This is a genomic window from Enterococcus sp. DIV0901a (genome assembly GCF_051711525.1).
Taxonomy (GTDB): domain Bacteria; phylum Bacillota; class Bacilli; order Lactobacillales; family Enterococcaceae; genus Enterococcus_B; species Enterococcus_B faecium.
Window position 1 is genome coordinate 984772 of sequence record NZ_JBIOMW010000001.1, and the last position, 26626, is coordinate 1011397.

At 36.8% G+C, this 26626-nt stretch carries 28 protein-coding genes, 1 other RNA gene and 1 pseudogene; 19 read left to right on the forward strand and 11 right to left on the reverse strand.

The window, feature by feature from the left end:
• Positions 1-138 precede the first annotated feature (138 nt).
• The 10 genes from IGL70_RS04620 to IGL70_RS04665 all read left to right on the forward strand — a co-directional run bounded on the left by IGL70_RS04620 (position 139) and on the right by IGL70_RS04665 (position 8892).
• Complete coding sequence (locus tag IGL70_RS04620) at positions 139-1029, forward strand: LCP family protein (RefSeq protein WP_104873903.1); 891 nt, start codon at positions 139-141, stop codon at positions 1027-1029.
• Between the two features lie 16 nt (positions 1030-1045).
• The gene (locus IGL70_RS04625; protein ID WP_010728274.1) at positions 1046-1897 is read left to right on the forward strand and encodes a polysaccharide deacetylase family protein; all 852 of its coding nucleotides are present in this window, start codon (positions 1046-1048) and stop codon (positions 1895-1897) included.
• Between the two features lie 22 nt (positions 1898-1919).
• On the forward strand, positions 1920-2618 hold the full coding sequence (locus IGL70_RS04630; protein WP_010727571.1) for a DUF1361 domain-containing protein: 699 nt from the start codon (positions 1920-1922) through the stop codon (positions 2616-2618).
• Positions 2593-3249: a response regulator transcription factor gene (locus IGL70_RS04635; RefSeq protein WP_104859065.1), complete on the forward strand. Its 657-nt coding sequence runs from the start codon at positions 2593-2595 to the stop codon at positions 3247-3249. The genes IGL70_RS04630 and IGL70_RS04635 overlap by 26 nt, the downstream gene beginning before the upstream one ends.
• The gene (locus IGL70_RS04640) at positions 3246-4634 is read left to right on the forward strand and encodes a HAMP domain-containing sensor histidine kinase (protein WP_240186779.1); all 1389 of its coding nucleotides are present in this window, start codon (positions 3246-3248) and stop codon (positions 4632-4634) included. Before IGL70_RS04635 ends, IGL70_RS04640 begins: the two co-directional genes overlap by 4 nt.
• Positions 4624-5220 carry a hypothetical protein gene (locus IGL70_RS04645; protein ID WP_002302581.1) on the forward strand — a complete coding sequence of 199 codons (597 nt, stop codon included), beginning with the start codon at positions 4624-4626 and terminating at the stop codon, positions 5218-5220. The genes IGL70_RS04640 and IGL70_RS04645 overlap by 11 nt, the downstream gene beginning before the upstream one ends.
• A 211-nt stretch (positions 5221-5431) precedes the next feature.
• Complete coding sequence (gene alsS, locus IGL70_RS04650; protein WP_002297645.1) at positions 5432-7096, forward strand: acetolactate synthase AlsS; 1665 nt, start codon at positions 5432-5434, stop codon at positions 7094-7096.
• 12 nt (positions 7097-7108) lie between these two features.
• Positions 7109-7819, forward strand: coding sequence for an acetolactate decarboxylase (gene budA, locus IGL70_RS04655; RefSeq protein WP_002289619.1), 711 nt, complete (start codon positions 7109-7111; stop codon positions 7817-7819).
• Between the two features lie 129 nt (positions 7820-7948).
• Positions 7949-8446, forward strand: coding sequence for a GAF domain-containing protein (locus IGL70_RS04660; RefSeq protein WP_010728277.1), 498 nt, complete (start codon positions 7949-7951; stop codon positions 8444-8446).
• Between the two features lie 185 nt (positions 8447-8631).
• Entirely contained in the window at positions 8632-8892 is a 261-nt protein-coding gene (locus tag IGL70_RS04665) for a hypothetical protein (RefSeq protein WP_002289617.1), read from the forward strand.
• A gap of 176 nt (positions 8893-9068) precedes the next feature.
• On the opposite strand, the gene IGL70_RS04670 is transcribed toward IGL70_RS04665, so the two are convergent.
• Both IGL70_RS04670 and IGL70_RS04675 read right to left on the reverse strand, forming a co-directional pair.
• A complete protein-coding gene (locus IGL70_RS04670) occupies positions 9069-9197 on the reverse strand; it encodes a hypothetical protein (RefSeq protein WP_002293948.1) in 129 nt (42 codons plus the stop codon).
• A gap of 56 nt (positions 9198-9253) precedes the next feature.
• Entirely contained in the window at positions 9254-9493 is a 240-nt protein-coding gene (locus IGL70_RS04675; RefSeq protein ID WP_002321266.1) for a hypothetical protein, read from the reverse strand.
• A gap of 284 nt (positions 9494-9777) precedes the next feature.
• On the opposite strand from IGL70_RS04675, the gene IGL70_RS04680 reads away from it, so the two are divergent.
• Positions 9778-10092, forward strand: a complete 315-nt coding sequence (locus IGL70_RS04680; protein WP_010728278.1) for a hypothetical protein — start codon at positions 9778-9780, stop codon at positions 10090-10092.
• Positions 10093-10526: 434 nt separating this feature from the next.
• Here IGL70_RS04680 and ssrA read toward each other — a convergent pair.
• Positions 10527-10893: a transfer-messenger RNA gene (gene ssrA / locus IGL70_RS04685) on the reverse strand.
• A 170-nt stretch (positions 10894-11063) separates the two neighbouring features.
• The gene (locus tag IGL70_RS04690; protein WP_002288592.1) at positions 11064-11837 is read right to left on the reverse strand and encodes a Cof-type HAD-IIB family hydrolase; all 774 of its coding nucleotides are present in this window, start codon (positions 11835-11837) and stop codon (positions 11064-11066) included.
• 159 nt (positions 11838-11996) lie between these two features.
• Here IGL70_RS04690 and IGL70_RS04695 point away from each other — a divergent pair, with 159 nt between their 5' ends.
• The 3 genes from IGL70_RS04695 to IGL70_RS04705 are packed head-to-tail and all read left to right on the forward strand — an operon-like array spanning position 11997 to position 14477.
• Positions 11997-12332: an SdpI family protein gene (locus IGL70_RS04695; protein WP_104873901.1), complete on the forward strand. Its 336-nt coding sequence runs from the start codon at positions 11997-11999 to the stop codon at positions 12330-12332.
• The gene (locus IGL70_RS04700) at positions 12313-13029 is read left to right on the forward strand and encodes a response regulator transcription factor (RefSeq protein ID WP_002293942.1); all 717 of its coding nucleotides are present in this window, start codon (positions 12313-12315) and stop codon (positions 13027-13029) included. The genes IGL70_RS04695 and IGL70_RS04700 overlap by 20 nt, the downstream gene beginning before the upstream one ends.
• Positions 13029-14477, forward strand: coding sequence for a sensor histidine kinase (locus IGL70_RS04705; protein ID WP_104765341.1), 1449 nt, complete (start codon positions 13029-13031; stop codon positions 14475-14477). Before IGL70_RS04700 ends, IGL70_RS04705 begins: the two co-directional genes overlap by 1 nt.
• Positions 14478-14546: 69 nt before the next feature.
• On the opposite strand, the gene IGL70_RS04710 is transcribed toward IGL70_RS04705, so the two are convergent.
• The 3 genes from IGL70_RS04710 to IGL70_RS04720 form a co-directional block, all read right to left on the reverse strand.
• Complete coding sequence (locus IGL70_RS04710; RefSeq protein WP_104765342.1) at positions 14547-15056, reverse strand: hypothetical protein; 510 nt, start codon at positions 15054-15056, stop codon at positions 14547-14549.
• On the reverse strand, positions 15046-15771 hold the full coding sequence (locus IGL70_RS04715) for a hypothetical protein (RefSeq protein WP_002293939.1): 726 nt from the start codon (positions 15769-15771) through the stop codon (positions 15046-15048). Before IGL70_RS04715 ends, IGL70_RS04710 begins: the two co-directional genes overlap by 11 nt.
• Positions 15772-15993: 222 nt before the next feature.
• On the reverse strand, positions 15994-18114 hold the full coding sequence (locus IGL70_RS04720; RefSeq protein ID WP_010727578.1) for an LTA synthase family protein: 2121 nt from the start codon (positions 18112-18114) through the stop codon (positions 15994-15996).
• A 229-nt stretch (positions 18115-18343) separates the two neighbouring features.
• On the opposite strand from IGL70_RS04720, the gene IGL70_RS04725 reads away from it, so the two are divergent.
• The 3 genes from IGL70_RS04725 to ybaK are packed head-to-tail and all read left to right on the forward strand — an operon-like array spanning position 18344 to position 20804.
• Positions 18344-19522 carry a class I SAM-dependent rRNA methyltransferase gene (locus IGL70_RS04725; RefSeq protein ID WP_002293936.1) on the forward strand — a complete coding sequence of 393 codons (1179 nt, stop codon included), beginning with the start codon at positions 18344-18346 and terminating at the stop codon, positions 19520-19522.
• Positions 19523-19537: 15 nt separating this feature from the next.
• Positions 19538-20296: a type I 3-dehydroquinate dehydratase gene (gene aroD, locus IGL70_RS04730; RefSeq protein ID WP_104873900.1), complete on the forward strand. Its 759-nt coding sequence runs from the start codon at positions 19538-19540 to the stop codon at positions 20294-20296.
• 22 nt (positions 20297-20318) lie between these two features.
• A complete protein-coding gene (gene ybaK / locus IGL70_RS04735) occupies positions 20319-20804 on the forward strand; it encodes a Cys-tRNA(Pro) deacylase (RefSeq protein ID WP_104765344.1) in 486 nt (161 codons plus the stop codon).
• Positions 20805-20874: 70 nt separating this feature from the next.
• On the opposite strand, the gene IGL70_RS04740 is transcribed toward ybaK, so the two are convergent.
• Positions 20875-22128, reverse strand: a complete 1254-nt coding sequence (locus IGL70_RS04740; RefSeq protein WP_010727580.1) for an NAD(P)/FAD-dependent oxidoreductase — start codon at positions 22126-22128, stop codon at positions 20875-20877.
• A gap of 116 nt (positions 22129-22244) precedes the next feature.
• Between IGL70_RS04740 and gdhA the strand changes: the two genes are divergently transcribed.
• Both gdhA and IGL70_RS04750 read left to right on the forward strand, forming a co-directional pair.
• Positions 22245-23594 carry an NADP-specific glutamate dehydrogenase gene (gene gdhA / locus IGL70_RS04745; protein ID WP_002306402.1) on the forward strand — a complete coding sequence of 450 codons (1350 nt, stop codon included), beginning with the start codon at positions 22245-22247 and terminating at the stop codon, positions 23592-23594.
• A gap of 111 nt (positions 23595-23705) precedes the next feature.
• Complete coding sequence (locus IGL70_RS04750) at positions 23706-25052, forward strand: glucose-6-phosphate isomerase (protein ID WP_002288574.1); 1347 nt, start codon at positions 23706-23708, stop codon at positions 25050-25052.
• Between the two features lie 103 nt (positions 25053-25155).
• On the opposite strand, the pseudogene IGL70_RS04755 reads toward IGL70_RS04750, so the two are convergent.
• The 3 genes and pseudogenes from IGL70_RS04755 to IGL70_RS04765 form a co-directional block, all read right to left on the reverse strand.
• Positions 25156-25299: pseudogene (locus IGL70_RS04755) on the reverse strand (integrase); the annotation flags it as partial.
• Between the two features lie 111 nt (positions 25300-25410).
• On the reverse strand, positions 25411-25797 hold the full coding sequence (locus tag IGL70_RS04760) for a YxeA family protein (RefSeq protein WP_104765345.1): 387 nt from the start codon (positions 25795-25797) through the stop codon (positions 25411-25413).
• 267 nt (positions 25798-26064) lie between these two features.
• Positions 26065-26214 carry a hypothetical protein gene (locus IGL70_RS04765; RefSeq protein WP_002293931.1) on the reverse strand — a complete coding sequence of 50 codons (150 nt, stop codon included), beginning with the start codon at positions 26212-26214 and terminating at the stop codon, positions 26065-26067.
• Positions 26215-26626: the final 412 nt, after the last annotated feature.

The window sequence follows — 26626 nt, forward strand, 5'->3', positions numbered from 1 at the left end:
CTTTTAGAATACCGTTTATCAAGAGGTTATGACAAGAATTTTGGCACAACCTTTTTTTAATTTCTCTAAAGTATGGTATTTAGATACAAATCAGATAGATTTTGCTTCTATCCTTAACAGCAAAGGAGGAGAAGATAAATGTATAAAACGTTAAAAATCATATCTATTTTTCTATTGATGTTTATTATAGCAGCAGGTGCTTATGGTGTAAGCGAATATATGAAATTGCAAAACCTGTCTGAGGTTTCAAAAAAAACAGCCGCCAACATGAATGTGAAATATTCAGCCGATACAGACACACAATTACCCGATCGGTTCAATGTACTGCTATTAGGTGTAGATACTGGAGAATTTGGAAGGACGGAACGAGGAAGATCGGATTCAATGATTGCTGCTCATGTTGATCTGAAAAATGAAGCAATAAAATTGATTAGTCTAGAGCGAGATACCTATGTTCAAATCGCAGGACAAAACAGATTTGACAAATTGAATGCCGCTTATGCTTACGGAGGAGAACAAACTGCTATTCAAACGACAGAGAGTATGCTTGATACTACTATTCCCTACTACATGGCAATGAATATGAAAGGGCTGGAGAGTATTCTAAGTATCGTTGGCGATATTGAAGTGGACAATGATTTTGCTTTCAGCTTTGATCACTATGATTTCCCAAAAGGCTCCCTTACGTTATCTCCAGAAGAAGCACTTGCCTGGTCAAGAATGAGATATGACGATCCTAATGGTGACTATGGGAGACAAATTCGACAGCAAAAAGTGATCAAAGCGATTATGCAGAAGCTATTGACTCTGGAATCCATACCTAAAGTAGACAAAATCATCAATGTTTTAGGCAACAATATGAAAACCAATTTACCTTTGGGAGAATTGCTGAAATTATATATAACGAAGAACAACAAATTTAAAATGAGTACGGATCAATTAAAAGGGGAAGAAGAAATAATTGACGGCATATCTTACCAAAAAATGACTGATGCAGAAATCAAACGAATCAGTCAGCAATTACAGTAAAGCAGGAGAGAGGAATATGATTAAAAAAAGTTTGATAGCCTTTGGAATAATCATCCTTCTAATAGGGATCACAGGGGGAAGCGTCTATATGGCAGACAGAGTCTTCACGCCCTCAACGAACGAAGACAAAACAATAGAAAATACTGAAAGCTCCAGGAAACAAGAGCAAACAGAAATACAAAATTCTACCAGTCCAACGATCACCACAAAGGAACAGCAAACAAAAAATGAAAAAAATAAAGAAACGGAAGATACAATGAAATCATCAAAGACCATTGCTCTTACCTTTGATGACGGGCCTAATCCGTCCACAACGCCGAAACTTTTAGAAGTTTTAAAACAAAAAGATATACATGCCACTTTTTTTGTTCTAGGAGAAAATGTTTCCCAGAACGAACAACTTTTGAAAAAAGAGGTACAAGAAGGTCATCAAATCGGCAGCCATACATTTTCACATAAAGATTTAGCAGGTCTATCTGACCAGGAAATCAGTGCTGAAATTACTCAAACAGATAACGCTATTTTGAAAGCAATCGGTAAAAAGCCAGCATATGTCCGACCTCCGTATGGCTCTATCACAAAAAAAGGAGCAGGAATCATTAATCGCCCAATGATCGAATGGTCTGTTGATTCGAAAGATTGGCAATCTAGACAAAAGGAAAAAATTCTGCAGCAAGTAAAAAGCACAGTATATGACGGTGCAATTATCTTACTACATGATATCTATCCTGAGACCGTAGATGCTGTTCCTGTGCTGATTGATGAATTAAAAAGAGAAGGATATACTTTTACGACCATCAGCGATTTATTAGATAATCCATCAAAAGCAGAAAATTATTATGGGCGCAATGATCACCGACCCGTTTAGTTTAAAAAAGGAGAGATGTCCAATGATTCAAAAGCAGATGTATTTTATTAGAGGATATTACATTTTGTTGCTGCTCGTTCTTTATCTTTCTTTTTATGAAAAAAGTGTTTTTTATTTATTTTTTACTAATACGATTCTGGCATATATCCCGATTGAATTAGCGATGTGGATAAAATCCAGCAGATCCAAATTAGTCTCTCTCGTGCTGATCTTATTCTGGTTACTGTTTTTTCCCAATAACTTTTATTTGTTCACCGATTTATTCCATCTGTCTTTGCTTTCACCTTATGATCCATCAACTATGATGATAAGTATGGAGATGGAAATCTGGTATAAATTGTTGCTAGTCGTTCTTTCTGTCTTTCCAACCACATTTTTGGGTTGTGAAAGCTTATGGATAGTTACCGATATAATCGTCAAAAAAATCGGAATAGGCGTCTATCAATGGTTAGTTGTCAGCATCATCTTGTTTATCAACGCCATAGGGATTTACTTCGGTCGCTTTTTAAGATTGAACAGTACAGACGTCTTCACCGACAGCAAAGAAACGCTCATGAGATTGATCGAAGCATTTACCAGGATAGACAGTCCATCTTTTTTATTGATCGTACTCATCTTTTTCTTTTCACTGATATTCGTGTATATTTATAAGTTAGGGATAAAATTTGCTCTATTGGCAGAAGGTGAGGATCTGTATGAAGATACTAGTAGTAGAAGATAATCTTGCAATCAATAAACTTTTAGTTCGTACATTAGAAAAAAATGGCTATACGGTCTATTCAGTATTCACAGGAAAGGAAGCGGCAGATATCATCGAGCAGCAGGAATTTGATTTGGCGTTGTTGGATATCATGCTTCCTGAAATCGATGGTTATGAAGTATTTGCGTATATGCGTGAGTATGATCTCCCCGTTATTTTCTTGACAGCCAAAGACCAGATTTCCGACCGAGTGAGCGGATTAAGGTCAGGAGCTGAAGATTATATAACAAAGCCATTTGATCTAGAAGAATTGCTGGCACGGGTGGAAGTTGTTCTTCGAAGAAACGGAAAATCTAGCTCAAATAAATTATTGAAATGGAAGTATATCGAAATCAATGAAAAAACAAGAGCCGTCACTGTAAGAAATCAAGCTGTTTCTTTGACTCCTAAAGAATATGAATTACTTCTTTACTTAATTAGAAATAAAGCAATTATTTTGCCAAGAGAAAAAATCTATCAAAAAATCTGGGGAAGGGAAGAAGAACCCAACTCCAGAACGCTTGATTTACACATCCAACGAATCAGAAATAAATTGCAATTAGGACAGGACTTGCGTACGATTTATGGTGTAGGTTACCTATTGGAGGGGTGAACTTGAAATATACGAGCAAAGTTTTCTTTTCATTATTATTCTTCTTTTTACTCATTTATTTGGTGGTCAGTGGTTTTACACTGCATGCGATTTACCAGCGCACAGTTTCTCAAGAAAAAGAAGTGCTAGTCAACCAGCAGAAAAATCTCTTACTGCTTTTGTCGACGAAAACAGACGGAGATGAAACAACAGATGAAATGAGAAAAAATGGTGAATTCGTAGCTGCAGCCAAAATCGGAGAATTTGAGATTCTAGACAAAAAAGGTAAAACGGTTTTTAGTACAAAGCCTACTTTGTTTGAAAAATACGATTCTCCAAAAGAGTTGTCTAATCATATTGTAGAAATCAGTGATATGGTTACTGTTAAAAACAAAAAGATACTTTATTCGACTTCAAAGATACCCGACACTATCTATCGTTTAGCTACTTACCATCAAGCAAAGAACTATGAAGAAATCGCGAAAGATTCCCTTGTCTATTTTCGGCTGATTTTACTCTTTTTGCTTTTGGCTATCATTCCCGTCACTTATTTTCTAACAAGCATGATCTTGAAGCCCATCAATCAGCTGATTTCTGTAGCCCAGCATATCACAGAAGGTAAGACGAAAGAACGGGCAATAGTCAATACTCAAGACGAAATTGGGAAATTAGGGAACAGTTTGAACAATATGGCTGATAAATTGAACTACGATTTAGAAACTCTCCGTCAGGCAAAGGAAAAGCAAGATTTATTTGTTTCTAGCTTTTCTCACGAGATTCGAACGCCGCTGACTTCCATTATCGGCTATGCGCAAATGCTGAAATGGGAAAAATTGGACCAATCAGCCAAAGAATCTGTCGATTATATCCTTGAAGAAAGCAACCGGCTAAAACATTTGTCCAATGATATTTTGAAATTGATAGAACTGGAAAGAACAAATGTCTCTCTTGAAGAAATATCGACCAGCATGATCAGCAATGATCTAAACAAGTTTCTTAAAGGAATGAAACAAGGATTTACTTATACTATCGAACTAGAACCTGCCAATATTTTGCTAGACATCAATCTTTTCAAGTTACTAGCAATGAATATTCTGGCGAATTCATTAGAAGCTATAGCAGAAGATGGAAAATTAGTGGTCAAAGGAATAAAGAAAGAAAAGCGTTATATTCTGCAGTTTTCCGATAATGGGAGAGGGATACCAGCAGAAAATTTGTCTAAAGTAACAGATGAATTTTTTACAGGAAATCCTTCAAGGACAACGAAACATTTAGGACTTGGATTAGCTTTGGTAAAGAAAATAACCGAATTGCATAATAGTTCTTTTGACATAGAAAGTACGCTAGACTCAGGGACAATGATCACGATCGATTTTGCTTTAGGAGGGGAAACAGATGAAAATTAAATTATATCTTCTTTCTGCTTTCTTTCTGGTATTCAGTGCAGGATTGTTTTTTTTACCAGATATTTTAGCGAGTAGTATTACTGCAAAAGAACAAAGAACAGTAGATATCTCTTCTTTAAGTTCAGCTTCTTCTCCCTCTATCGAAACAGCAATGAGCCAAGCCCAATCTTTTTCTATTATGGAAGAATCAGATCAGAGCCAATTAGATATGGTCAATCGGCTGCGAGAGGAATTAAATCAGCTATTTCAAAAGCTATCCATGCCAAAAGAGCCAGTAATTGTTCAAGACTATGAAGTTTTGATCTCAGAGGACAGCGTATTTTGGCAAATGGAATTCCTCACGCAAACAGGCTACGGAACGGCAATCATTGATGAAACGAACAAAAAAGTTGTACGGTTATCTTATTTTGATGAAGATCAAAATAACCGGGGGAAAAAACAAATTATAGATGATTACTTGAACTATCTTCCTCTAAAAGCAGATAAAATCGAAGAAGATGGTGAGATGATTACTGTCACTTTGAAAAATGGACAGAAATTAAACTTTCTGATTGATGAGACACGATTGTTGCTGAATTATATATGACCTTTTGTGAAATTGGTTGAAACTTTCAATTAAGAATGACAGTTTTTTATGTAAAAACTGTCATTCTTTTTCATTTTTTGAAACATATGGCTAAACAAATGAAATAAAACGTGCTATACTTCTGAATGAAACAGGTTTAGAAACTGTATCACTTATTTGTGATTATTTCTAACTAATAATTAAAAATAAACCATAAAAAGGACGATGTTCAATGGCTGAAAAAATGAAACAAGGTTCGAAATCTGTAGTAGAAAGTTTGATTAATCATCACGTTGATTATGTATTCGGTATACCAGGTGCAAAAATCGATGGTGTATTTAATGAATTAGAGGATCAAGGTCCTGAATTAATCGTGACTCGTCACGAACAAAATGCTGCATTTATGGCACAAGCAATCGGACGTATTACAGGAGAGCCAGGAGTAGTTATCGCAACAAGTGGTCCTGGTGCTAGTAACTTAGCTACAGGTTTGGTAACAGCGACAGCAGAAGGTGACCCAGTTTTAGCAATTGCCGGACAAGTAAAACGAAGCGATCTATTGAAGTTGACCCATCAAAGCATGGATAATGCAGCACTGTTCCAGCCAATCACAAAATACAGTGCAGAAATCCAAGATCCAGAAACAATTTCAGAAGTGATTGCCAATGCTTATCGTATGGCTAAGAGTTCAAAAAAAGGCGCGAGCTTTATCAGTATCCCGCAAGATGTAGTGGATGCACCTGTCCAAGGTAATGTCATCAAGCCATTGAGCGATCCTAAATTAGGTTCTGCTTCTGCAGATGATATCCGTTACCTAGCTGAACGCATTAGAGAAGCAAAACTACCGGTACTATTAGTAGGTATGCGAGGATCAAGTGAAAAAGAAACGTTAGCCATCAGGCAATTAGTTGAAAAGACAGCATTGCCTGTTGTAGAGACATTCCAAGCAGCTGGAGTGATCTCACGTGAATTAGAAGCGCATTTCTTTGGTCGTGTGGGTTTATTTAGAAACCAACCAGGAGATATGCTTTTGAAACGAAGTGATCTAGTTATTGCAATTGGCTATGATCCAATCGAATATGAAGCAAGAAACTGGAATGCGGAAAAAGATGCGCGGATCATTGTGATCGATGAAGCGCCAGCTGAAATCGATCCTTTTATGCAGCCTGAAAGAGAATTGATCGGTGATATCTCAGCCACTCTTGATTTATTGACAGGTTCATTAGAGCCTCAACAAGTGTCAGAAGATGCAAAAGAATATTTAGCATCTCTTCAAGCAAAATTAACGGAGCGGGACATTGTTCAATCAAAAGGAGAAGCAGGTATCTTGCATCCTTTAGAAGTCATTAACACGCTTCAGTCAAAAGTAACAGATGATATGACTGTTACCGTAGATGTAGGTAGTCATTATATTTGGATGGCACGCCACTTTAGAAGTTATGAACCTCGTCATTTGTTATTCAGTAATGGTATGCAAACGCTTGGTGTTGCATTGCCATGGGCGATTTCTGCTGCATTGGTGCGTCCAAATACACAAATCGTATCAGTTTCCGGCGATGGGGGATTTTTATTCTCTGCCCAGGATTTAGAAACGGCTGTACGTAAAAAATTGAATATCGTTCATTTGATTTGGAATGATGGACACTACAATATGGTAGAGTTCCAAGAAAAAATGAAATATCAACGGGCGTCAGGTGTAGACTTTGGTCCAGTTGATTTTGTGAAATATGCAGAAGCTTTTGGCGCTAAAGGAATCCGAGCTACAAGTGTAGAGGAATTAGAAAAAGCTTTAGAAGAAGGATTTGCGACAGAAGGACCCGTAATTATTGATATTCCGATTGATTACCGTGATAATGAGAAATTGGGAGAAACAATCTTACCAGATCAATTCTATTAAGGAAGTGTCGACATGACTGAAAAAATCTTATACCAGCACGGGACATTAGGAGCTTTGATGGCCGGCTTGATGGATGGAACAGAAACGATTGCTCATATATTAGAAAAAGGAACTCTGGGATTGGGAACATTGCATGGACTTGATGGTGAAGTCATCTTTTTAGATGGCGTAGCTTATCAAGGAAGATCAGATGGCTCAGTTGCCCAATTAGATGGAAGTGAACTTACCCCCTATGCAGCAATTACAGATTTTACGCCAGATACTAGTTTTTCTGTCTCAAAAACTGCAGATGGAGAACAATTGAAAAAAGACATATTAGTAAGAGAAGCCGGGGAAAACCTATTTTTGGCAGTGAAGATAACTGGATTATTCAAAAATATGCACATCCGTATCATGCCGAAGCAAGAAAAACCTTACAGAAGACTAGCAAAAATTTCAGAGTCTCAACCAGAATTTCAACAAAGCAATGTCCAAGGAACATTAGTCGGGTTCTTTACGCCTGAATTATTCCAAGGAGTTGCTGCAGCGGGATTTCACCTGCATTTTATCGATGATACACATACATTTGGCGGACATGTAATGGATTTTGAAGTGGCTGAAGGAAAAGTTGAGATTAGCCGCATCTCGTCCCTTGTACAGCATTTTCCAGTTGATGATCCGACTTTTGTTCACGAAACGATTGATTATGCTGATTTAGCAGCAGAAATCCAACAAGCAGAATAGAAAAAGACAGCGAGATGCGTTCAAGGTGATCAACCTGACGTATCTCGTTTTTTTAAGGAGGAAACCTAGCGTTTACAAAAAAACTGAGCTATAATCTTCTCCATAGATCAAAAAGGAGCGGTTTTTATCATGTGGACAGAAAAACAGAAAAAAGATGCATACGAAATTTTATTATTACAGCAACAAGGATTATTAGAAGCAGAAGATAACTGGTTAGCAAATTTAGCAAATTCATCTGCATTGTTGAATGAGACTTTGCCTGAGACTGTCTTTGCAGGATATTATTTATTCGATGGTAATGAATTGATTTTAGGACCGTTCCAAGGGCGAGTTTCTTGCACACGTATCAAGATGGGAAAAGGAGTTTGTGGAGAATCAGCTGAAAAACAAGAAACATTGATCGTTGATGATGTCAAAACCCATGCAAATTACATTTCCTGCGATTCAGCCGCACAATCAGAAATCGTAGTGCCAATGGTAAAAGAAGGTAATTTAATCGGTGTTTTAGATATCGATTGCAGAGTAACGAAAGGGTATGATGAAATCGATCAAGCATTTCTAGAAAAATATGTAGATCTTTTATTAGCAAATTTTAATATAAATGCTTTTTCATTTATTAATAACTAAAATCGTCTATTGAAACAAAAAAGAAGAGAAATCAAGAATAAAAAGAGCCGGAAAGACAGTGGGCATTTCTGTTTTTCGGTTTTTTTATTTTTTTATAAAATCACAAGTGTTATTGGTTTTCATAATCATATTTTAATGGTATTATCATTTTAAATAATGAAAAACACATTAAGGATGGATGAAATATGAATAACGAAACTATCATTTTAGGAAAAAAATATATTTGCCAACCTATTGGCTTGAAACAAAAAGTGGTTGGAGAAGTAATCAGTAAATTAGAAAATTGTGTTGTGATCTGCGTAGACGAATATCATGACGTCGATCGCAATGAAATATTAGAAAAATGCGGAAAAGTAGTGGCAAAATACACTCACGTTTATGAGTTGGAAACAACAGAATATCTATATAACTACAGCAATAAATATGAACATACTTTAGTTTCATAAAGATTTAAATAAAGTGCCTTCAAAAGCGAGAAGACCAAGCTTTTGAAGACACTTTATTTAGTTGGCAGTGATTGTTCATGATTTTTGATTTATTCAAAAGGTTCGCCTAGAGAATCTGTTTCTGTAACGAGGCCTGGTGGAGAAACTCGATAAAAACCTATACCGCCAGAACTGTCCTATTTTCGGATAGACAAACTAGTAGTTTTAAAAAGATCATCCGATCCAATCATTTCAAAAAATGCAAAACTGATATCAGGATCATTTAGCTCAGGCTTGTTATCGTAAAGCATTTGTAAAGGTTGCATTTAGTTAGGAGTAAACGCGAAACTATCATCATTATTTGCTGAAAAAGATGAAGAGGCTAATTCAGAGTTTGTTTGAAATAAAGGAGACGTGCTGACAGTTTCTTTACCCTGTTTTTTGCAGAGGTAGAAACTTTTATATCGGAAGTTTCTACCGGAGAATTTTTCTCATTTGTAGAAATTGTTGAATCGATACTATTCGAAATTTGCGTATCTGAAGGTATGTTCTTTGATGCAGAAGTCCCACAAGCAGTAAGTAACAATAAATTTGATAAACTGATAAACAGAATTCTTTTCATTATGTACACACTCCTTATAGTATCGTTTAGCATACACCTATGCTCAGTATTAGGCAAAATCAATGCAAAACTATCAAGTCTTTTATAGTATCTATTAGTCTTAGCAATACATATATGGAGAGGATGATATCCCAGTTCAAACCAGTTACATTGGTTACCATCTGTATTAACGATTATGCTTCTAAACGCTTTTTTTATGAAAAATTTATAAGTGAAAACGTAGGTATGATATTATCTAGACGTAATTTTTTTGGGCATTTAAATAGTTGCTAGGAGGATAGCTTTTGGATTTTTACAGTAATTTTATCTTAATAATAGCAATATTATTACTTCTAAATATTTGGTTTTTTGATAAGAGTAGAAATGCAGGGATAGGTTTTAGAACCAAACGAAGTACGTCTTCTGAAAAAAAGTGGGTATATTCACAGACTATTTTTTACGGAGGGGTTATTTCAATCAGTTTACTTTCTTCAACACTTTATTCTTTTAATGTTATAGACGTTTCCATGTCAAATTTTATATCTATTATTGGAATCCTTATTTCTGCAATTATTACACAACTACTTCTTGTGTTTGAAGAGAAGTCAAAAAATAAATAAAGCAATTATGCCTTTTAGTACAAGAATTATTGCTTCTTACAAATGTATAGCGAATGTGAAGCCTGCTGTTTTAATTGTTTTAGAAAAACTTTTGAGTGAACAATTATTTTATGTTAGGATGAATTAATTTCTCTAGAGTTTATAATTAAAAAACTTATTTGAAGGAACATGCTTAAACCATAATTGTGTTTTTCCTTCCATTAACATATAAAGTTCACCTCGAAAAGAGTATACAAACTAATGTTTGTGTTGTAAACCTTAAAATAGATTTTCCTGAATACGTATTGGGGATTTCTAAATGTTTGAATGCTTTTTTGAATGCAAAATCAATGCAAAAAATTTTGCATTTCTCTACTTTTCTCTCCTTGACCAAAATAAAAAAACGTTGATTTAACAACGTTTTTCATACATGTTTATCTGTCTCAACCATACATATATGGAGACGGCGGGAGTCGAACCCGCGTCCAAACACATCGCCACTTAAAAATCTACGTTCATAGTCAACTCATTTAAGGATTCGCTTTACAGCTTGCCGAGTGACAGGCATTCTGTATCGCTAGTCTGATGTTCTCTTTTTCAACTTACAGACGGAAAGTTGAAACGTATCCCACTAAAGTTAGGACCCTTACTCGAGCACATGGGCGATGCCGAGAGGATCTACGCTAACTGTTTTTAGGCAGCTAAAGCGTAAGAGTTGTTTTCGTTTTTAGCAGTTATATTTAACTGTAACGTTTTTACGTAGACGTAACCTACGAAACGCAATTCAAGCTCGACTGTGCCTGTCGAATCCGTAACGTCCCCGTTAGCTAACAAGGGTTACGTGTATTTTTCATACAAAATTATTATAGCATATATTGGGATAAATTCAATAAAAAAGCGAATCATATCCCATTATTTATATAATAACTGCCCCTTTCTTAAGAAAAAATAAGCGATTTTCTTAAGAAAAGAGGTAGCTTCAAAAAAAGATCTTAAATCAGATCAAAATACTTCAATGCGTGGACAATTCCGCCTTCTGTATTTTTCTTTGTGATAAAGGTAGAAAGTTCTTTTAATCCGTCATAGGCGTTGCCCATAGCGATTTTGTTGTCGCAAGCTTCCAACAAGGCAAAATCATTCGGACCATCGCCAAATCCAAAAGTAGGAACTTTTTCCAGCTGAAGTTCTTTTTGCAGACGTTTGACACCTGCCCCTTTTGAGATTCCTTTCTTCACTGTATCGATCGAGTAAGGACCATTCCGATAAAAAGTTAGCTCAGGAAAATGTTCGTGATAGTATTCGTCACCTGATTGAGATAAGATCAGCAACATATTTACTGTGTTTTCTTTAAAGCCTAAAGGATCAATTTCCGGAACATCTGAATGAATGAAGTCGTAAGCATTGATCATTGTTTGGCTATGACCGGTACACCAGATTTTCTGATCGTTATAGTAAGAAAGTTCATGACCGTTCAACTGTACATGATCATACATTTTTTGACATTCTTCTGAAGAAAATGTTTGAGAATAGATTTCTTCGCCGTCTACTCGAATGAAAGAACCATTCATGGTGACCGCAGAAGTAATGCCCGCATCTTCCATGATAGAGTGGATTTCTGCTTCTGTACGTCCTGTAGCGATGACGGGGAGAACATTGTTTTCTTTTAATGCGTTCATAGCTTTTGCCACTTCGGGTGTGATTTTTGATTTCGCATCTAGTAATGTTCCATCAAGATCAAAGAAAGTGATTGCACGATAATTTGACACAAATAAAACTCCTTTTTTATTGGAATAAGTTTATCTTAACAAAGAATGAACAAAAGACAAACCTTTCGTGAAGAATTCCTGAACATATTGGTTCAGTCAACAATTTAGAGTATACTATAAGAAGAGAATTTAGGAGGGAAAGAATGATTTTTTTTCAGTATTGGTATCTTATTCTTAATAATTGGCAGTCTTTTTCGGATTCTGCCCTCAAAAGGAAATCTGCCTTTTTATGGGTACCATTCGCCTCTTGCCGCAAAAACAGACGCTCATTGGCGGCTGGCTCAAAAGACAAGCGGAAACTGGTTTTTTCTTATGGGCTTACTGATGGCATTGATCGGCTATTATTTAAAGACATCTGGGCATACGAATTATTTTCTGATTGAAATGCTTTTGCTAGTATTTCCAATTATGCCTATTTTTATTATGACAGAAAAGAAATTACAGAAATATGACCTGGAAACTGGAGGGAACGATAATGAATATTTTAATGATTGAAGATAATCAATCTGTTTCTGAAATGATGCAGATGTTTTTCTTAAATGAAGGTTGGGAAGCAACTTTCAAGTATGATGGAAAAGAAGGGCTCGATGCCTTTTTAGAAAACCCACAACATTGGGATATGATTACACTAGACCTGAATTTGCCCACACTGGACGGTATGCTAGTAGGAAGAGAGATCCGCAAAGTTTCAAGTACTGTGCCGATTATCATGCTGACAGCTAGAGATTCTGAAAGCGATCAGGTGATCGGCTTAGAGATGGGGGCAGATGATTATGTCACAAAACCTTTCAGTCCTCTGACGCTTATTGCTCGAATGAAAGCTTTGCATCGCCGTAGTGAGTTGGCAGAAGCAAGAGAAGAAGCAGCAGTTTCAGATGATCATTTTGATATCGAGACTAGTCATTTCAAGATGAATACGAAAACACGAGAAGCGTATCTGGACAACCGGCCAATTGAAGGACTGACGCCTAAAGAGTTCGATCTATTGTTTACTTTAGCAAAAAAACCACGTCAAGTATTCTCTCGGGAGCAGCTGCTTGAATTAGTCTGGGATTATCAGTACTTTGGTGATGAACGGACAGTGGACGCCCATATCAAGAAATTACGACAAAAAATCGAAAAGGTCGGACCACAAGTCATCCAAACTGTTTGGGGAGTCGGCTACAAATTCGATGATTCTGGTGTTGCCTAATGCGTTATTTGTATCAGCAACTCTTAGCTTTTTGCGGAATGGTCGCGTTGATCTTATTGATCGTTGGAGTTTCTTTTACACAACTGACAAAACAAACGATTGAAGAAAACAATTACCAGCAACTGTTTGGATATGCTGAATCAGTTGAAAAGACAACGCAAACCTATGCCGATACGCTCCCGCAGTTTAGTCAAGATCAGGCGTTTCAAAATGCATTGCTGCTGACAGAGCAAGTACTGACAGAACAAAATGTGAACTTTATATTTATCGATAAAAACGAACGTGTCATTTATCCGACTAATACAGCTTTACTGAATTTTACCTTAACAGCTGATCAATGGAAAAATCTGAGGAATGGACGTCAAGAAAAATTCACATCGAATAAAAATATTTTAGGACAAGCACAGGCGACCTCTTACGCACTTGTGCCATTTAATTTGAATCATGAATTCTATGGAGCACTTGTAGTTAGTCAACCTGCGCGAAATATCGATAACAGCGTTCGTCCAATTACACTGAACCTGTTCAAAGGATTTATTTTTTCCAGTATCGTTGCAGTCATTGCCAGCTATGCTTTTGCAGCATTCCAAGTTAAGCGTATCAATCGGTTAAGGAATGCGACGAAAGAAGTGACGAATGGTAATTTTGATGTACAGCTCCCCGTACATGACAAAGATGAATTTGATGAGTTAGCAGATGATTTCAATAAAATGACGAATTCATTGAAAGAATCTCAAGCAGAAATTGAAGAACAAGAAAATCGTCGAAGACAATTTATGGCAGATGCTTCTCACGAGATGAGAACACCTCTTACGACAATCAACGGACTTCTGGAAGGGTTAGAATACAATGCAATCCCTGAAAACCAGCGAGAAAACGCGATTAAATTGATGAAAAATGAAACAGAGCGTCTGATCCGTTTGGTGAATGAAAACTTGGATTATGAAAAAATCCGTACGAATCAAATCAGTATGGTCATTAAAAAATTCAATGGAACAGAAACATTGAAAAATATTGTTGCACAGTTAGAAGCTAAAGCAGAAGCAGCAGGAGATACATTGATATTGAAAGCCGTTGATGATATTGATGTTTACGCTGATTATGACCGATTTGTCCAAATCATGGTCAATATTATTCAAAACGCGATACAGTTTACTGAAAACGGCCAAATCACGATTACTCTAGAAAAAGGCTATCTTGAAACGATCATCACGATTGAAGATACGGGAATTGGAATGTCTGAACAACAAATGAAAAGTATCTGGGATCGTTATTATAAAGTAGATCCTTCAAGAAAAAATACAAAATATGGTGAATCAGGATTAGGTTTACCAATCGTGCAGCAACTTGTACGCTTGCATAAAGGAAAATTAGAAGTAGAAAGCGAACTAGGAAAAGGAACAAAATTCACTGTTCGTTTGCCTGACGTAGAAATCAAAGAAGAGTAAAAAACAAGCGGTATAAAAGATCATGAATCGATCTTCTATACCGCTTGTTTTTACTATAAAATGATTGATTTAGCCCGCGGGCTCTAAACGATCAATATAAGGACTTTGGGCAATAGTAGCATCATGAGTAAAGAGTAAGATACCTTGATTTTCTTCATGAGCTAAATAAGAAAGCAAGTGGAGTAGCTCTTGGATCTCCAATACACTAAGTTCATCAAATGTATCTTCAATAACAATATTGTTTCGCTTGGAAAGCAAGGCATGAAGTAATTGCAGCTTTACTTTTTCAAAAGACGTCAACTCAACTGCCGCACAATTAAGCAAGGAAGGAGAGATATCAAGTTTTTCTTGATAGGCCAAACGATCTTCTTTGATTTCTTTTTCCGGTACATCCAACAGGACATGGTCTTTAAGATTCAGATAAGGAAACATCGGCCAATTTTTTTGGATGATCGCAAAATTATCCAGTTTTGCAACAAGAACCTCTTTTTTCAAGTGCTCCAATATTTTATGCTGTTTTTCGAGAGGACACAAAATAACGGTCAAGTGTTCAGCATGAATCAAATATTCAGGTTTCATTACGTCCAGGCCTCCTACTTTGCAAATGATGGATAAAAAAAGTGAAAGGGAATAGACTAAGAATGAGACAGCATCCACTGAGCCCAATAAGAGTTTGGGCAAATCCCTTAAGTATATCTGTGAAAAAAAGATCATTTTGGAAATCGATGGTAAAAAAAGTCTGTTGATCCATCGGAATTGTAAGTCCGCTTACCGAAGTCAAGATATCACGGATATCTGGCAGTTCAGTAGTCTTTAAGACAAAAAAATTGATCCTTTGAAGAAGCGCTTCATAAACTGACTGGAAGCTGACGATCCACAATAAAACCAAGATACAACAAAGAAAGAGAGGAAAGAACAGCTGCCAGAAAATAAAAAGGAATAATTTGGTTTTAGAAAGACCAGTCAGGCGCCAATTGATCAATTCCTGCTTGTTTTGCCTGACTGAATAGTAAAAGAAAAAGATAAAAAGGAAGGCAAATAGAAAAAATAAACTGAATATGCCTTTTATATAAAATCGGCTAGCTAATTCTAAAGCCGGAAGAAGCTCTGTAGATGCAGAAGCGCCAATAAATGAAAGCCGATCTTGGACTTGATTGGCTAAAGCCGATTGCAAATGGTAAAGAGTCAGGCATGCTATCAATAAAAAAGCAGAAAAGCTTGAAAATAAACAATAGAGTATTGTCTGCTTTTTGTAATAAATTAATCGAGCAGTAGCATAGCGGATTATTTTCATACTTTTCACCTCTATAAAAAGTATAGAAAATGAATATGAATAAAGTATGAAATTCCTTTAGTGAAATCACGAATTAAAACCAGAAAATATTTTGTAAAAAGCAAGAGGTTGTGAAGAAGCTGCCCTATTCTATTACCGTAGATGCAAGCTTTTGAACACTGTTTATTCGAAAAAAGGAGCAACGACAATAATTTTGTCGCTGCTCCTTTTAAATTTATTTTATCATTCGGAAGAACTTGTGGTCGTTCCGTGAAGTTCTTGGTACGTTTGCGTTTTATAAAGATCAACAGTTGATTGTCCGTTGTGTTCACTAAAGACACTAGTTGACTTGTCACCAAGAGATTTTTCAGCTTCTTTTAATTTCTCTAAGCCATTCTTGTAGTCATAATCACTGGTATCAATTGGGTCTAATCCACTATTCGTATAGAACCGAAGAAGATCACCGTTATTGATTTGATCAGAAACAGCTAACTGTTTATCAACTTTTTCTTTGAGTGAATCAATTTCATTTTGTACTTCCTCAGTAGGTTCAGTAATGGCTTCACCAGTTTCATTACTGTAGATGGTACCACCGTAGTAAGTATATTTTGGAGTAACAAAATCGCCATCACGGAAAGAAACAAGCTGTTCATGATCTTTCGAGAATAGATCTTGTCCTAACTGAATATAATTTTTTGTATCTACACCTAGTAAGTGAAGTAATGTAGGCAAGGCATCAACTTGTCCGCCGTAAGTGTGATTGATTCCGCCCTGTGTTTGTCCAGGGATATGGATCATATAAGGGACACGCTGCATTTGTGCATTGTCGTAGTTTGTCCAAGTAGAACTTGTTTTTCCAACTAATTCAGCTAGATTTTTATTTCTTGAATTCGAGACACCGTAATGGTCACCGTAAAGGACGATGACTGAATTATCATACAAGCCGCTTTCTTTCAAATAATTGAAGAATTCTTGTACGGCGGTATCTAAATAATTGGCTGTCGCAAAGTAACCGTTGATCGTTTCATCATTTGTATTGGCTAACGGGAATCCTGCTTCGTCATTGGTGAATTTTGAATAAGGATAATGGTTAGATACAGCAATGAATTTTGAATAAAATGGTTGTTGCAGACGTTCCAAGTATTGTACGGATTGTTGGAAAAATGGTTTATCATGCAAACCGTATTGGAACGAATTGTCATCATTAACATCATAATAAGAAGAATCAAAGAAATAATCATATCCTAAATTCTTATATGTCTCGTTTCGATTCCAGAATGTACCAGCGTTCCCATGGAATACCGCACTAGTGTAACCTTGTGTTTGACTTAAAATATCAGGTGCAGCTTGGAAAGTATTTTTTCCGCCTAATTGTGTGAACAAGGAGCCTTGATTCAAGCCAAACAATGAATTTTCCATCAGCGTTTCCGCATCGCTTGTTTTTCCTGCTTTTACTTGATGGAAAAAGTTGTCAAAACTGAACGTGCTATTGCTGTGGTAAAGACTATTGATGAAAGGTGTAACTTCATGCTGGACACCATTCTCATCTGTCAATTTATAATCGATCAAGAATTGCTGGAAGCTTTCTAAATGGATATAAATCACATTTTTTCCTTTAGCAAGCCCGAACAAATCGTCATTTGGTGCTGCATAATGTTCTTTTACATAATTTTCTACTTCTTTCATATCATTGGGACTTGCTTCTGCTCGCACTTGGTTTGTCTGGTAAGTTTGAACACCGTCATAAACCATGAAAGCATTCAAGCCAAGATATTTGACCAAATAATCACGAGAGAATGTTCGAGTCAATAATTCTGGACGATCAGCTTCCGCCATAAAAAGATTTCCTGAGAAAATCATAACTGCTAATGTAGAGATCGCAAAAGCCATTCTTGCTCGAATCGGGCGAGGGTCCAACTTGATTTTTTTGGCAATCAGCAGAACAGTCAAGATAATAAAATCGATCCAATAGATCACATCATATGGGCGAAACAGTCGAATGGCACTTTCTCCCAGACCACTCGCTACTTTCCCAGCACCTAAAATCGTGTTGATCGTAATGAAGTCCGTGAATTCTCGATAATAAGTGACATTCGAAAAAACAAGCAATGTCAAAAGAAAATAAATGACCATCATCGTGATATAAGCAACTCTAGGGCGTCTGATATAAAGAGCAATTCCAAGTAATAACAATGTAGTTGCAATAGGGTTGATAAACAAGATAAAGTATTGAATGCCACTTTCGATTCCGAGATGGAAATCAACTAAATAGGCAAAAATCGTTTTCAACCAAAGTAAAACGACTAGTAAAGAAAAAAATCCGAGCCTCTTATTCAAAAAGGCAGGTGTTTTTATATATTTCAAGATAATCTTCCTTTCTGCACTTCTTAATCACAGAAGTGTCATGAAACCATGTTACACAGCTCACTTATTCTCATTTATTTTACTAGTATGACAATATAGTGTCAATTGAAACCAGAAGTTTATGCTGTTTCATTAAGGTTTTCTTTAAGCTTCATGAAAAAATGAGCAGTAAGACAAGTCCTATGTTTTTTGTTATACTTGGGAAGAGAAAGCTAAAGCAGGTGAAGGAATGAAAGTACAAGTAAAAAAAAGAGCAAGCAATCGATTGAAAAAAGGATATCCACTGATCCAAAAAGAAGACCTTGCTCATCCCCAAAAAGAAACCACGCAATGGGTGGAATTAGTTGATTCGCAAAACCAATTTATCGCAAAAGGGTATCTAGGAAAGCAGAATAAGGGAATCGGTTGGGTATTGAGCCAGCAGAACATCCCATTTGATCAATCATTTTTTGAAGAACTTTTTGTGAAGTCAAAAGAAAAAAGAACTTTCTTTTTTTCAGATGATTCTACTACCGCTTTTCGTATATTCAATGGAGAAGGAGACGGGATCGGCGGTCTGATTGTTGATTATTATGCAGGTTATGCTGTTTTTTCTTGGTATAACGAAACGTTATATGCACATCGTGAATTATTGATTCAAGCTTTTCGTGAAATCTACCCGGAAATCATAGGAGGCTATGAGAAAATTCGATTTGAATCAGTAAATCTGCCTGAGAGCCAGTTCATTTACGGAAAAGAGGCACCGGAACCCTTGATCGTAAAAGAAAACGGAGTAAAATTTGCCGTTTATTTAAATGAAGGATTAATGACTGGGATCTTTTTAGACCAAAAAGAAGTACGGGGATCATTAGCAGAAGGTTTCGCTTCTGGGAAAACAGTTTTGAACATGTTTAGTTATACCGGCGCCTTTTCTGTTGCTGCCGCAATGGGAGGGGCAATCGAAACAACAAGTGTCGATCTAGCAAAACGCAGTTTAAAAAAAACACAGGAACAGTTTGAAGTGAATGGTTTGGATGTCGATCAGCAAAAAATCATTGTTATGGACGTATTCGAGTATTTCAAATACGCCAAAAGAAAACAATTTTTATATGACATGATTGTATTGGATCCACCAAGTTTTGCCAGAAATAAGAAAAAAGTCTTTCGCGTAGCAAAAGATTATGGGGAACTGGTCAAGGATAGTCTGGATATTTTAGCAGAAGACGGGATACTTATTGCGTCTACAAATGCTGCGAATGTCTCGATAGAACAATTCCAAACAATGATTGAAGAGGAATTCCATGCCAAAAATGTTTCTTTTGAACAACTTGCTTTATATCGTCTGCCAAAAGATTTCCAGACGACGGATACCTTTTTAGAAGGCAATTATCTGAAAGTGTTTGTTTATCAAATTAAAAATAACCATTAGAAGGAGCGATGCAGAATGGTTCGGGTAAAGGGATTGAATATAGGAAGCGGTAGACCAAAGATTTGTGCGCCTCTTATCGGGGCCGTCCGAGAGGAAGTATTACGTGAAGCAGTTCTTGCACGTGAAGCAGGGGCCGATTTAGTCGAATGGCGAGTCGATCATTATCGTGAAGTTTTTTCTTTTGATGAAGTAGCAGAAACATTGGTTCTTATCCATGAGATGCTTGACGGACTGCCGTTATTATTTACGTTTCGTACCTTAGCTGAAGGCGGAGAACAAGACATATCGATCCGTCAGTATCGCGACCTTTATGAACATGTGATACACACAGGATTAGTAGATATGGTCGATATCGAGTTGTTCAAAGTAGAAAGTCTAGGAAAAAGACTGATAGAGGAAATCAAGTCTTTAAACATTCCTTTAATTATCAGTAGTCATGATTTTAAAGAAACACCAGCAGACCCTGTCTTGCTTTACCGATTGAATGTTATGGAACATTTTGGAGCCGATATCGGAAAACTGGCAGTAACTCCTAATAATGAACGAGATGTTTTGCGGTTGATGGAGTTGACTAGACGGGCAAATGCTTTTGTCTCCATGCCTATTATTACGATGTCCATGGGAAATCTTGGTAAAATTTCTCGTCTGGCTGGCGGAACGACGGGTTCCGTTATGACATTTGGTTCCTTAAGCAGCGATTCTACTTCTGCTCCAGGACAATTACCGGTCAAAGTATTGAAGCAAATTATTCAATTATTAAATGAACCGTTGTAGAACAAGTTTGAGGTGATATTTTTTGGCAAAGAAAAAAATAGTAAAAACGAATGCAATCCGTATGGTCGAACAAAAAAAGATTCCCTATACAGAACACGAATATGAATGGGACGAAAACCACCTAAGTGCGTCATCGGTCGCTGAACAGCTTCCAGAAAGCCAATCTCGTATATTTAAAACACTGGTTGCTTTGGGCAATGTGACGGGGCCTCTTGTTGCTGTGATACCGGGAGAAGCCGAATTGAATCTAAAAAAATTAGCAAAAGTTTCAGGGAATAAAAAAGTAGAAATGCTCCATTTAAAAGATTTGGAAGCAACGACCGGATACATACGTGGTGGCTGCTCGCCTATAGGTATGAAAAAACTATTTCCTACTTATTTAGATCAAATTGCAGAAAGCTATGAACAAATCATTGTCTCGGCTGGCAGAAGAGGGCTACAGATGGAGTTAGCACCTCAAGATATCTGTGCATTAACGAGCGGACAATTTGCAGATATAAAACAATAAATCATACGTATAAAAGAAAGAAGGAGGCCGGGATGTTGTTTGCCCAGTCTTCTTCTTTCTTTTTTATACATTATGCTCTTTGCCCAGCATTCATTCCTGCTACATGCCCTGTAGCGAAAGCCGCTGTGATATTAAAGCCGCCAGTATAACCATTGACATCCAGTAATTCTCCCGCAAAATACAGACCATCAATGATTTTACTCTCCAACGTTTTAGGATGAATTTCCTTTAGAGAAACCCCTCCGCCAGTTACAAATGATTTCTCAATAGGAAAAGTCTTGTTGATTGATAGCTTAAACTCTTTGCATAATTGAACGAAATCTTGAATTTGTTTTTGAGAGGCTTGTTGTCCTGTCAGATGATCCATTTCAAGCCGCTCAAGAAAGAAAACTAACAATCGCTCAGGTAATAAACCGTGCCAGGCATTTACCAAGTTCTTTTTGGTGGTTTTACTTTTTTCTGTCAATAAATGAATAAGCTCTTGTTTGGTTTGTGTAGGGAAACAATCCAGAGAAAGTGTCACTGGTTCTCCCGTTTTCTCTAATTCTTTATTGACAAAACTTGAACAACGCAGTGCAGCCGGACCAGAAATACCGAAATGGGTGAAAAGTAAATCCATCGTATGTTCAGTCAATACACGACCTTTTTTATTTAAAACGCGTAAAGTGATGTCTTGTAAAGAAAGCCCTTGAAGTGTTTTCTCCTGAATATACGGTTCATCCGATATCAAGGGGGACTCTGTCGCATAAAGAGGCGTCACCGTGTGACCCACTCGCTTCACGATCTTGTACCCATCTCCAGTAGAACCAGTAGATGGATAAGTCCGTCCACCAGTTGTTAAGATAACGGCAGGAGCATGGAACTCTTCGAATTCCGTGCGTATACCGTAAATTTTATGTTCTTTGTGGATCAATTTCTCTACTCGAGTAGAGAATAGAAGCGTCACATCTAGTTCTTTCAGACGATTGAGCAATGCTTCGATAATCGTTTTTGATTTATTTGTTACAGGAAACATCCGTCCATGATCCTCTTCTTTTAAATGTACGCCTTGTGATTCAAAGAAGTTCATGATATCGAAATTATTCCATTGCGCAAACGTACTATATAAAAACTTTCCATTTCCAGGAATATGTGCAATCAAATCATCAACAGGACGATTGTTCGTAACATTGCACCGACCACCACCTGTCATCAGTAGTTTTTTTCCTGCTTTTTTGTTTTTTTCGATCAAGAGTACGTGTGCGCCTTGTTCAGCTGCACTGATCGCTGCCATCATCCCGCTTGTTCCAGCGCCGACTACGATCACATCATACAGTTTTTCCATTCCCTCACCTCAAGGAAAGTGTAGCATATCTGAAGAAAGAAAACAGAAAAAAATGTTTTGAGCCAAAAGAGAAAATGAGCTAAAATGAGGGAAGATAAGCAAAGGAGCGTGGAACGATGACAAACGCAACAGAATATGTTCAAGCAATTCAAGAAAAGCTACATCAAAAGGATCAAGGGCAAGAAGAATTTTTACAAGCAATCGATGAATTCATGCCCACGGTTATGTCTTTTTTGGACACTCATCCCGAATATATCGAAAAGAATATCTTAGAACTTTTAACGGAACCAGAAAGAATTATTCAATTTCGAGTGCCTTGGCAAGATGATGAAGGAAACTGGCGAGTAAATAGAGGGTACCGTATCCAATACAACTCAGCTATCGGCCCTTATAAAGGTGGATTGCGCTTCCATCCTAGTGTCAATCTAAGTATCTTGAAATTTTTGGCTTTCGAACAGATTTTCAAGAATAGTTTAACCGGTCTGCCAATCGGTGGAGGAAAAGGCGGGAGTGACTTCGATCCTAAAGGAAAATCTGATAATGAGATCATGCGTTTTTGTCAAAGTTTCATGCTGGAATTGTCAAAACATATCGGCCCATCGATTGATGTTCCTGCGGGAGATATCGGTGTAGGAGCTAGAGAAATCGGCTATTTGTTCGGCGAATATAAACGATTGAAAAAATATGATACTGGTGTGTTGACAGGTAAACCTTTGGATTTTTGGGGAAGTAAGATACGTACGGAAGCTACTGGTTATGGATTAGTGTATTATGTCAAACATCTATTGAACGAAGAAAAAGATTCATTTAATCAAAAAACAGTTTTTGTTTCCGGAAGCGGGAATGTAGCCATTTATGCAATCGAAAAAGTGCAAGAGCTAGGCGGGAAAGTTGTTACATGTTCAGATTCTAGCGGGTACATCTATGATCCAGAAGGAATAGATGTGAAACTATTGAAAGAAGTCAAAGAAATCAATAGACAACGTTTGACGGAATACGCAAACCAACGTCCTTCTGCTATTTATCATGCTGGAGAATCTGTTTGGACATTGAAAGAAAAAGCGGATATCGCTTTGCCATGTGCTACTCAAAATGAAATAGACGAAAGCTTGGCCGAAATCTTAGTAGAAAATGGGATCAAAATCGTAGCAGAAGGCGCTAATATGCCATGTACAGTAAAAGCTGTTTCTGTTCTTCATGAAGCAGGCGTGTGGTATTGTCCAGGAAAAGCTGCTAATGCTGGAGGAGTGGCAGTATCTGCTTTAGAAATGAGTCAGAACGCCCAGCGATTGACTTGGGAAAGAGAGCAAGTGGATGAGCAGCTGGATCAAATCATGGAAACGATTTACCATACGTGTCGCCAAACAGCAGCCGAGTACGGCGACGAAAAAAATCTGCTTCTTGGAGCAAATGTTGCTGGATTTGAAAAAGTTGCCAAAGCAATGGCAGCAGAAGGTTTAGTTTGAAAAATGAAACTTTCTTGGAAATATTGTCAGCATTTTGTTTATTTGCTTGAAAAATAATAAAAAAAAACGTAAAGTATTACCTGTAGAGTAAACCTATAAGGAGGAGAACAAATGGCACACATTCATTTTGACTATTCAAAAGTAGCACCGTTTGTCAACGAACAAGAGTTAGGGTACATGCAAAGCCAAGTAACAGCAGCCCACAACGAATTACGGGAAGGTACTGGCGCAGGAAGCGACTTCCGCGGCTGGATCGATTTACCAACGAACTATGACAAAGAAGAATTTGCACGCATCAAAGAAGCAGCTAAAAAAATCCAATCTGATTCTGAAGTATTAGTTGTTATCGGTATCGGTGGTTCTTATTTAGGCGCTCGTGCAGCGATCGACTTCTTGAATCACACATTCTTCAATTTATTAGATAGCAACACAAGAAAAGCACCACAAATCTTCTTTGCCGGAAATTCAATCAGCTCAACATATATTGCTGACTTGATCGAAGTAATCGGTGATCGCGACTTTTCAGTAAACGTTATTTCAAAATCTGGAACAACTACTGAACCAGCGATTGCGTTCCGTGTATTCAAAGAGCTTCTTGTTAAGAAATATGGACAAGAAGAAGCAAACAAACGTATCTACGCTACAACAGATAAAGCAAAAGGTGCAGTTAAAGTAGAAGCAGATGCAGAAGGTTGGGAAACTTTCGTGATTCCTGATGACATCGGCGGACGTTTCTCTGTATTAACTGCTGTTGGTTTGTTACCAATCGCTGTTAGTGGTGCAGATATCGATGCATTGATGCAAGGTGCCGCTGATGCAAGCAAAGCATACTCAAGCGACAAACTAGAAGAAAACGAAGCTTACCAATACGCAGCAATGCGTAACATTCTTTACCGTAAAGGCAAAGTAACTGAGTTGTTGATCAACTATGAACCAGGAATGCAATACTTCTCAGAATGGTGGAAACAATTGTATGGTGAATCTGAAGGAAAAGACCAAAAAGGCATCTATCCTTCAAGCGCAAACTTTTCAACTGATTTGCACTCTTTAGGACAATTCATCCAAGAAGGACGTCGCAATATTTTCGAAACAGTTGTGAAGGTTGAAAAACCTCGTAAATCAATCACAATTCCTGAACAAGCAGAAGATTTAGACGGTCTAGGCTACTTGCAAGGAAAAGAAGTGGACTTCGTAAATACAAAAGCATTTGAAGGAACATTGCTTGCTCATACAGACGGTGACGTGCCTAACTTGCTAGTCAAAATTCCAGAAATGGATGCTTATACATTGGGTTATACAATGTACTTCTTTGAAATTGCTGTAGGTATTTCAGGTTACTTGAATGGAATTAACCCATTCGACCAACCAGGTGTAGAAGCTTACAAGAAAAACATGTTCGCACTTCTAGGCAAACCAGGCTTTGAAGATCTTGCCAAAGAATTGAACGAACGCCTGTAAGATAAGGATTTTTCGCTAAATTTAAAAAATCAGTGATAGAAACATGTTCGCTTCTAAATAAAATTAGTGATAGTTTTAGTGATAGCGAACTTAAAAAAAGCACTCAATTTGAGTGCTTTTTTATTTGCTCTTCTATATAGTTTTCTAGTTGATTCATTGATCTTTTTTTCACTTCGGGAGAAATATGGGCATAGACTTGTGTAGTAGAAATATCTTTATGACCTAAAAAATCTTTGATATCTTCTAATAAGGACTGGAAGAACAGGAAAGTGACTTCGAAGACCCATTCTATTTTTTGTTTTCTAAAATCAACAAAAAAGCACTCACTTCGAGTGCTTTTTTACGATATATTCTTAGCTTAAGATAGGCCTAATCTTTCTTTTACAGATGAGGGTACCTTATCGCTGGTAATTACTTTTTTCTCTATGATCCGCTTTTCGCTTGCTTTCAACTGCAAGATCGTTCCTTCGGGGTAAGCAGAACCATTGGCAGAGTCACCAGAAGTAATGACATCGAAATCTAACTGTCTTTTTTCACCGTTTTCAGCATAAGCATCTACGTTGTATTTAAAACCTCTTCCAATTACTTCCCCATTATCTGCTTTGATATCAGTTTCTGCAGGCATTGGAGCTTTGACTACCGCATAATAATCTTTACCTACATAAGTAGACTGATAGTAGTCCCAACCTTTCCATCCTATAAAAGCAATCAATATGATAACGATCAACCCTAAAATTTTTTTCATGAAAGATCTCCTTTTTTATTTTTATTATATTAAATATTATACAGATAATAACGGAATATTATCATCGAAACAGCTAACAAAATTGTCATAAAAAACGAGATGGTTGATATTAGAACTTGTGTTTTTGTTTAGATCTAGAGATAAAGAGAGACAATTTCCAAATATATGTAATGAATACAAAAAGACGTTTGTCGCGGATTACCGTTACAAACGTCTTTTATTGATTTTCCGAGATCTCATCAGTCGCCATTTGGAATGGTTCACTCCTTATCTAGATTCGTTTAATGCTCGGACTGCTTGTTCGATTGTAATACCAAACGCAACGTTATTTTCGTTTTGTGCATCAATCGCCATAAAACGGTTAGAAGTTGTATCAAAAGCTACGCGGTATTGCATATTTGTTTTTGTAAACGTCATAAAATCCATCTCCTTTGTAATGTAATTTAGTTCTTGAAAGTTTCCTTTAAACTTTCGAACTTATACCAAGTTTAGCATCGTACGTTTTTTGATGCAATTAAAAAGCATTTATCATTTTCCTTATTTATTTTTTCTTAAATGGTTTAGCTATTTTCTTTTAATCCGATAAGTAGCCCAATCATCAAGGTTACAAATACTATTGCTTGAATATAAATCATATGCTCACCTCTTTATAAATAACTTAGCAATATAAAGAAAAAAACGCACGAACAACATAGGAATATAAACAAACGTTTTTGTCACAACGTCTAAGATCGTGTTAAAAAATAGTTATCTAAAAAGCAGAAAGATACTCAAAATAAAAAATAAAAAAATGAATAAAAACGTTTTCAAATATAAGGTAATTTGTTAT

What these genes read in the sequence shown, in the direction of transcription:
- IGL70_RS04635 (WP_104859065.1), top strand. Translation starts at nt 2,593, where the DNA reads ATGAAGATACTAGTAGTAGAAGATAATCTTGCAATCAATAAACTTTTA.
- IGL70_RS04705 (WP_104765341.1), top strand. Translation starts at nt 13,029, where the DNA reads ATGCGTTATTTGTATCAGCAACTCTTAGCTTTTTGCGGAATGGTCGCG.
- IGL70_RS04620 (WP_104873903.1), top strand. Translation starts at nt 139, where the DNA reads ATGTATAAAACGTTAAAAATCATATCTATTTTTCTATTGATGTTTATT.
- budA (WP_002289619.1), top strand. Translation starts at nt 7,109, where the DNA reads ATGACTGAAAAAATCTTATACCAGCACGGGACATTAGGAGCTTTGATG.
- IGL70_RS04750 (WP_002288574.1), top strand. Translation starts at nt 23,706, where the DNA reads ATGGCACACATTCATTTTGACTATTCAAAAGTAGCACCGTTTGTCAAC.
- gdhA (WP_002306402.1), top strand. Translation starts at nt 22,245, where the DNA reads ATGACAAACGCAACAGAATATGTTCAAGCAATTCAAGAAAAGCTACAT.
- IGL70_RS04715 (WP_002293939.1), bottom strand. Translation starts at nt 15,771, where the DNA reads ATGAAAATAATCCGCTATGCTACTGCTCGATTAATTTATTACAAAAAG.
- IGL70_RS04670 (WP_002293948.1), bottom strand. Translation starts at nt 9,197, where the DNA reads ATGCAACCTTTACAAATGCTTTACGATAACAAGCCTGAGCTAAATGAT.
- IGL70_RS04765 (WP_002293931.1), bottom strand. Translation starts at nt 26,214, where the DNA reads ATGACGTTTACAAAAACAAATATGCAATACCGCGTAGCTTTTGATACA.
- IGL70_RS04740 (WP_010727580.1), bottom strand. Translation starts at nt 22,128, where the DNA reads ATGGAAAAACTGTATGATGTGATCGTAGTCGGCGCTGGAACAAGCGGG.
- IGL70_RS04710 (WP_104765342.1), bottom strand. Translation starts at nt 15,056, where the DNA reads ATGAAACCTGAATATTTGATTCATGCTGAACACTTGACCGTTATTTTG.
- IGL70_RS04665 (WP_002289617.1), top strand. Translation starts at nt 8,632, where the DNA reads ATGAATAACGAAACTATCATTTTAGGAAAAAAATATATTTGCCAACCT.
- IGL70_RS04625 (WP_010728274.1), top strand. Translation starts at nt 1,046, where the DNA reads ATGATTAAAAAAAGTTTGATAGCCTTTGGAATAATCATCCTTCTAATA.
- IGL70_RS04660 (WP_010728277.1), top strand. Translation starts at nt 7,949, where the DNA reads ATGTGGACAGAAAAACAGAAAAAAGATGCATACGAAATTTTATTATTA.
- alsS (WP_002297645.1), top strand. Translation starts at nt 5,432, where the DNA reads ATGGCTGAAAAAATGAAACAAGGTTCGAAATCTGTAGTAGAAAGTTTG.
- IGL70_RS04700 (WP_002293942.1), top strand. Translation starts at nt 12,313, where the DNA reads ATGAATATTTTAATGATTGAAGATAATCAATCTGTTTCTGAAATGATG.
- IGL70_RS04645 (WP_002302581.1), top strand. Translation starts at nt 4,624, where the DNA reads ATGAAAATTAAATTATATCTTCTTTCTGCTTTCTTTCTGGTATTCAGT.
- aroD (WP_104873900.1), top strand. Translation starts at nt 19,538, where the DNA reads ATGGTTCGGGTAAAGGGATTGAATATAGGAAGCGGTAGACCAAAGATT.
- IGL70_RS04630 (WP_010727571.1), top strand. Translation starts at nt 1,920, where the DNA reads ATGATTCAAAAGCAGATGTATTTTATTAGAGGATATTACATTTTGTTG.
- IGL70_RS04725 (WP_002293936.1), top strand. Translation starts at nt 18,344, where the DNA reads ATGAAAGTACAAGTAAAAAAAAGAGCAAGCAATCGATTGAAAAAAGGA.
- IGL70_RS04675 (WP_002321266.1), bottom strand. Translation starts at nt 9,493, where the DNA reads ATGAAAAGAATTCTGTTTATCAGTTTATCAAATTTATTGTTACTTACT.
- IGL70_RS04760 (WP_104765345.1), bottom strand. Translation starts at nt 25,797, where the DNA reads ATGAAAAAAATTTTAGGGTTGATCGTTATCATATTGATTGCTTTTATA.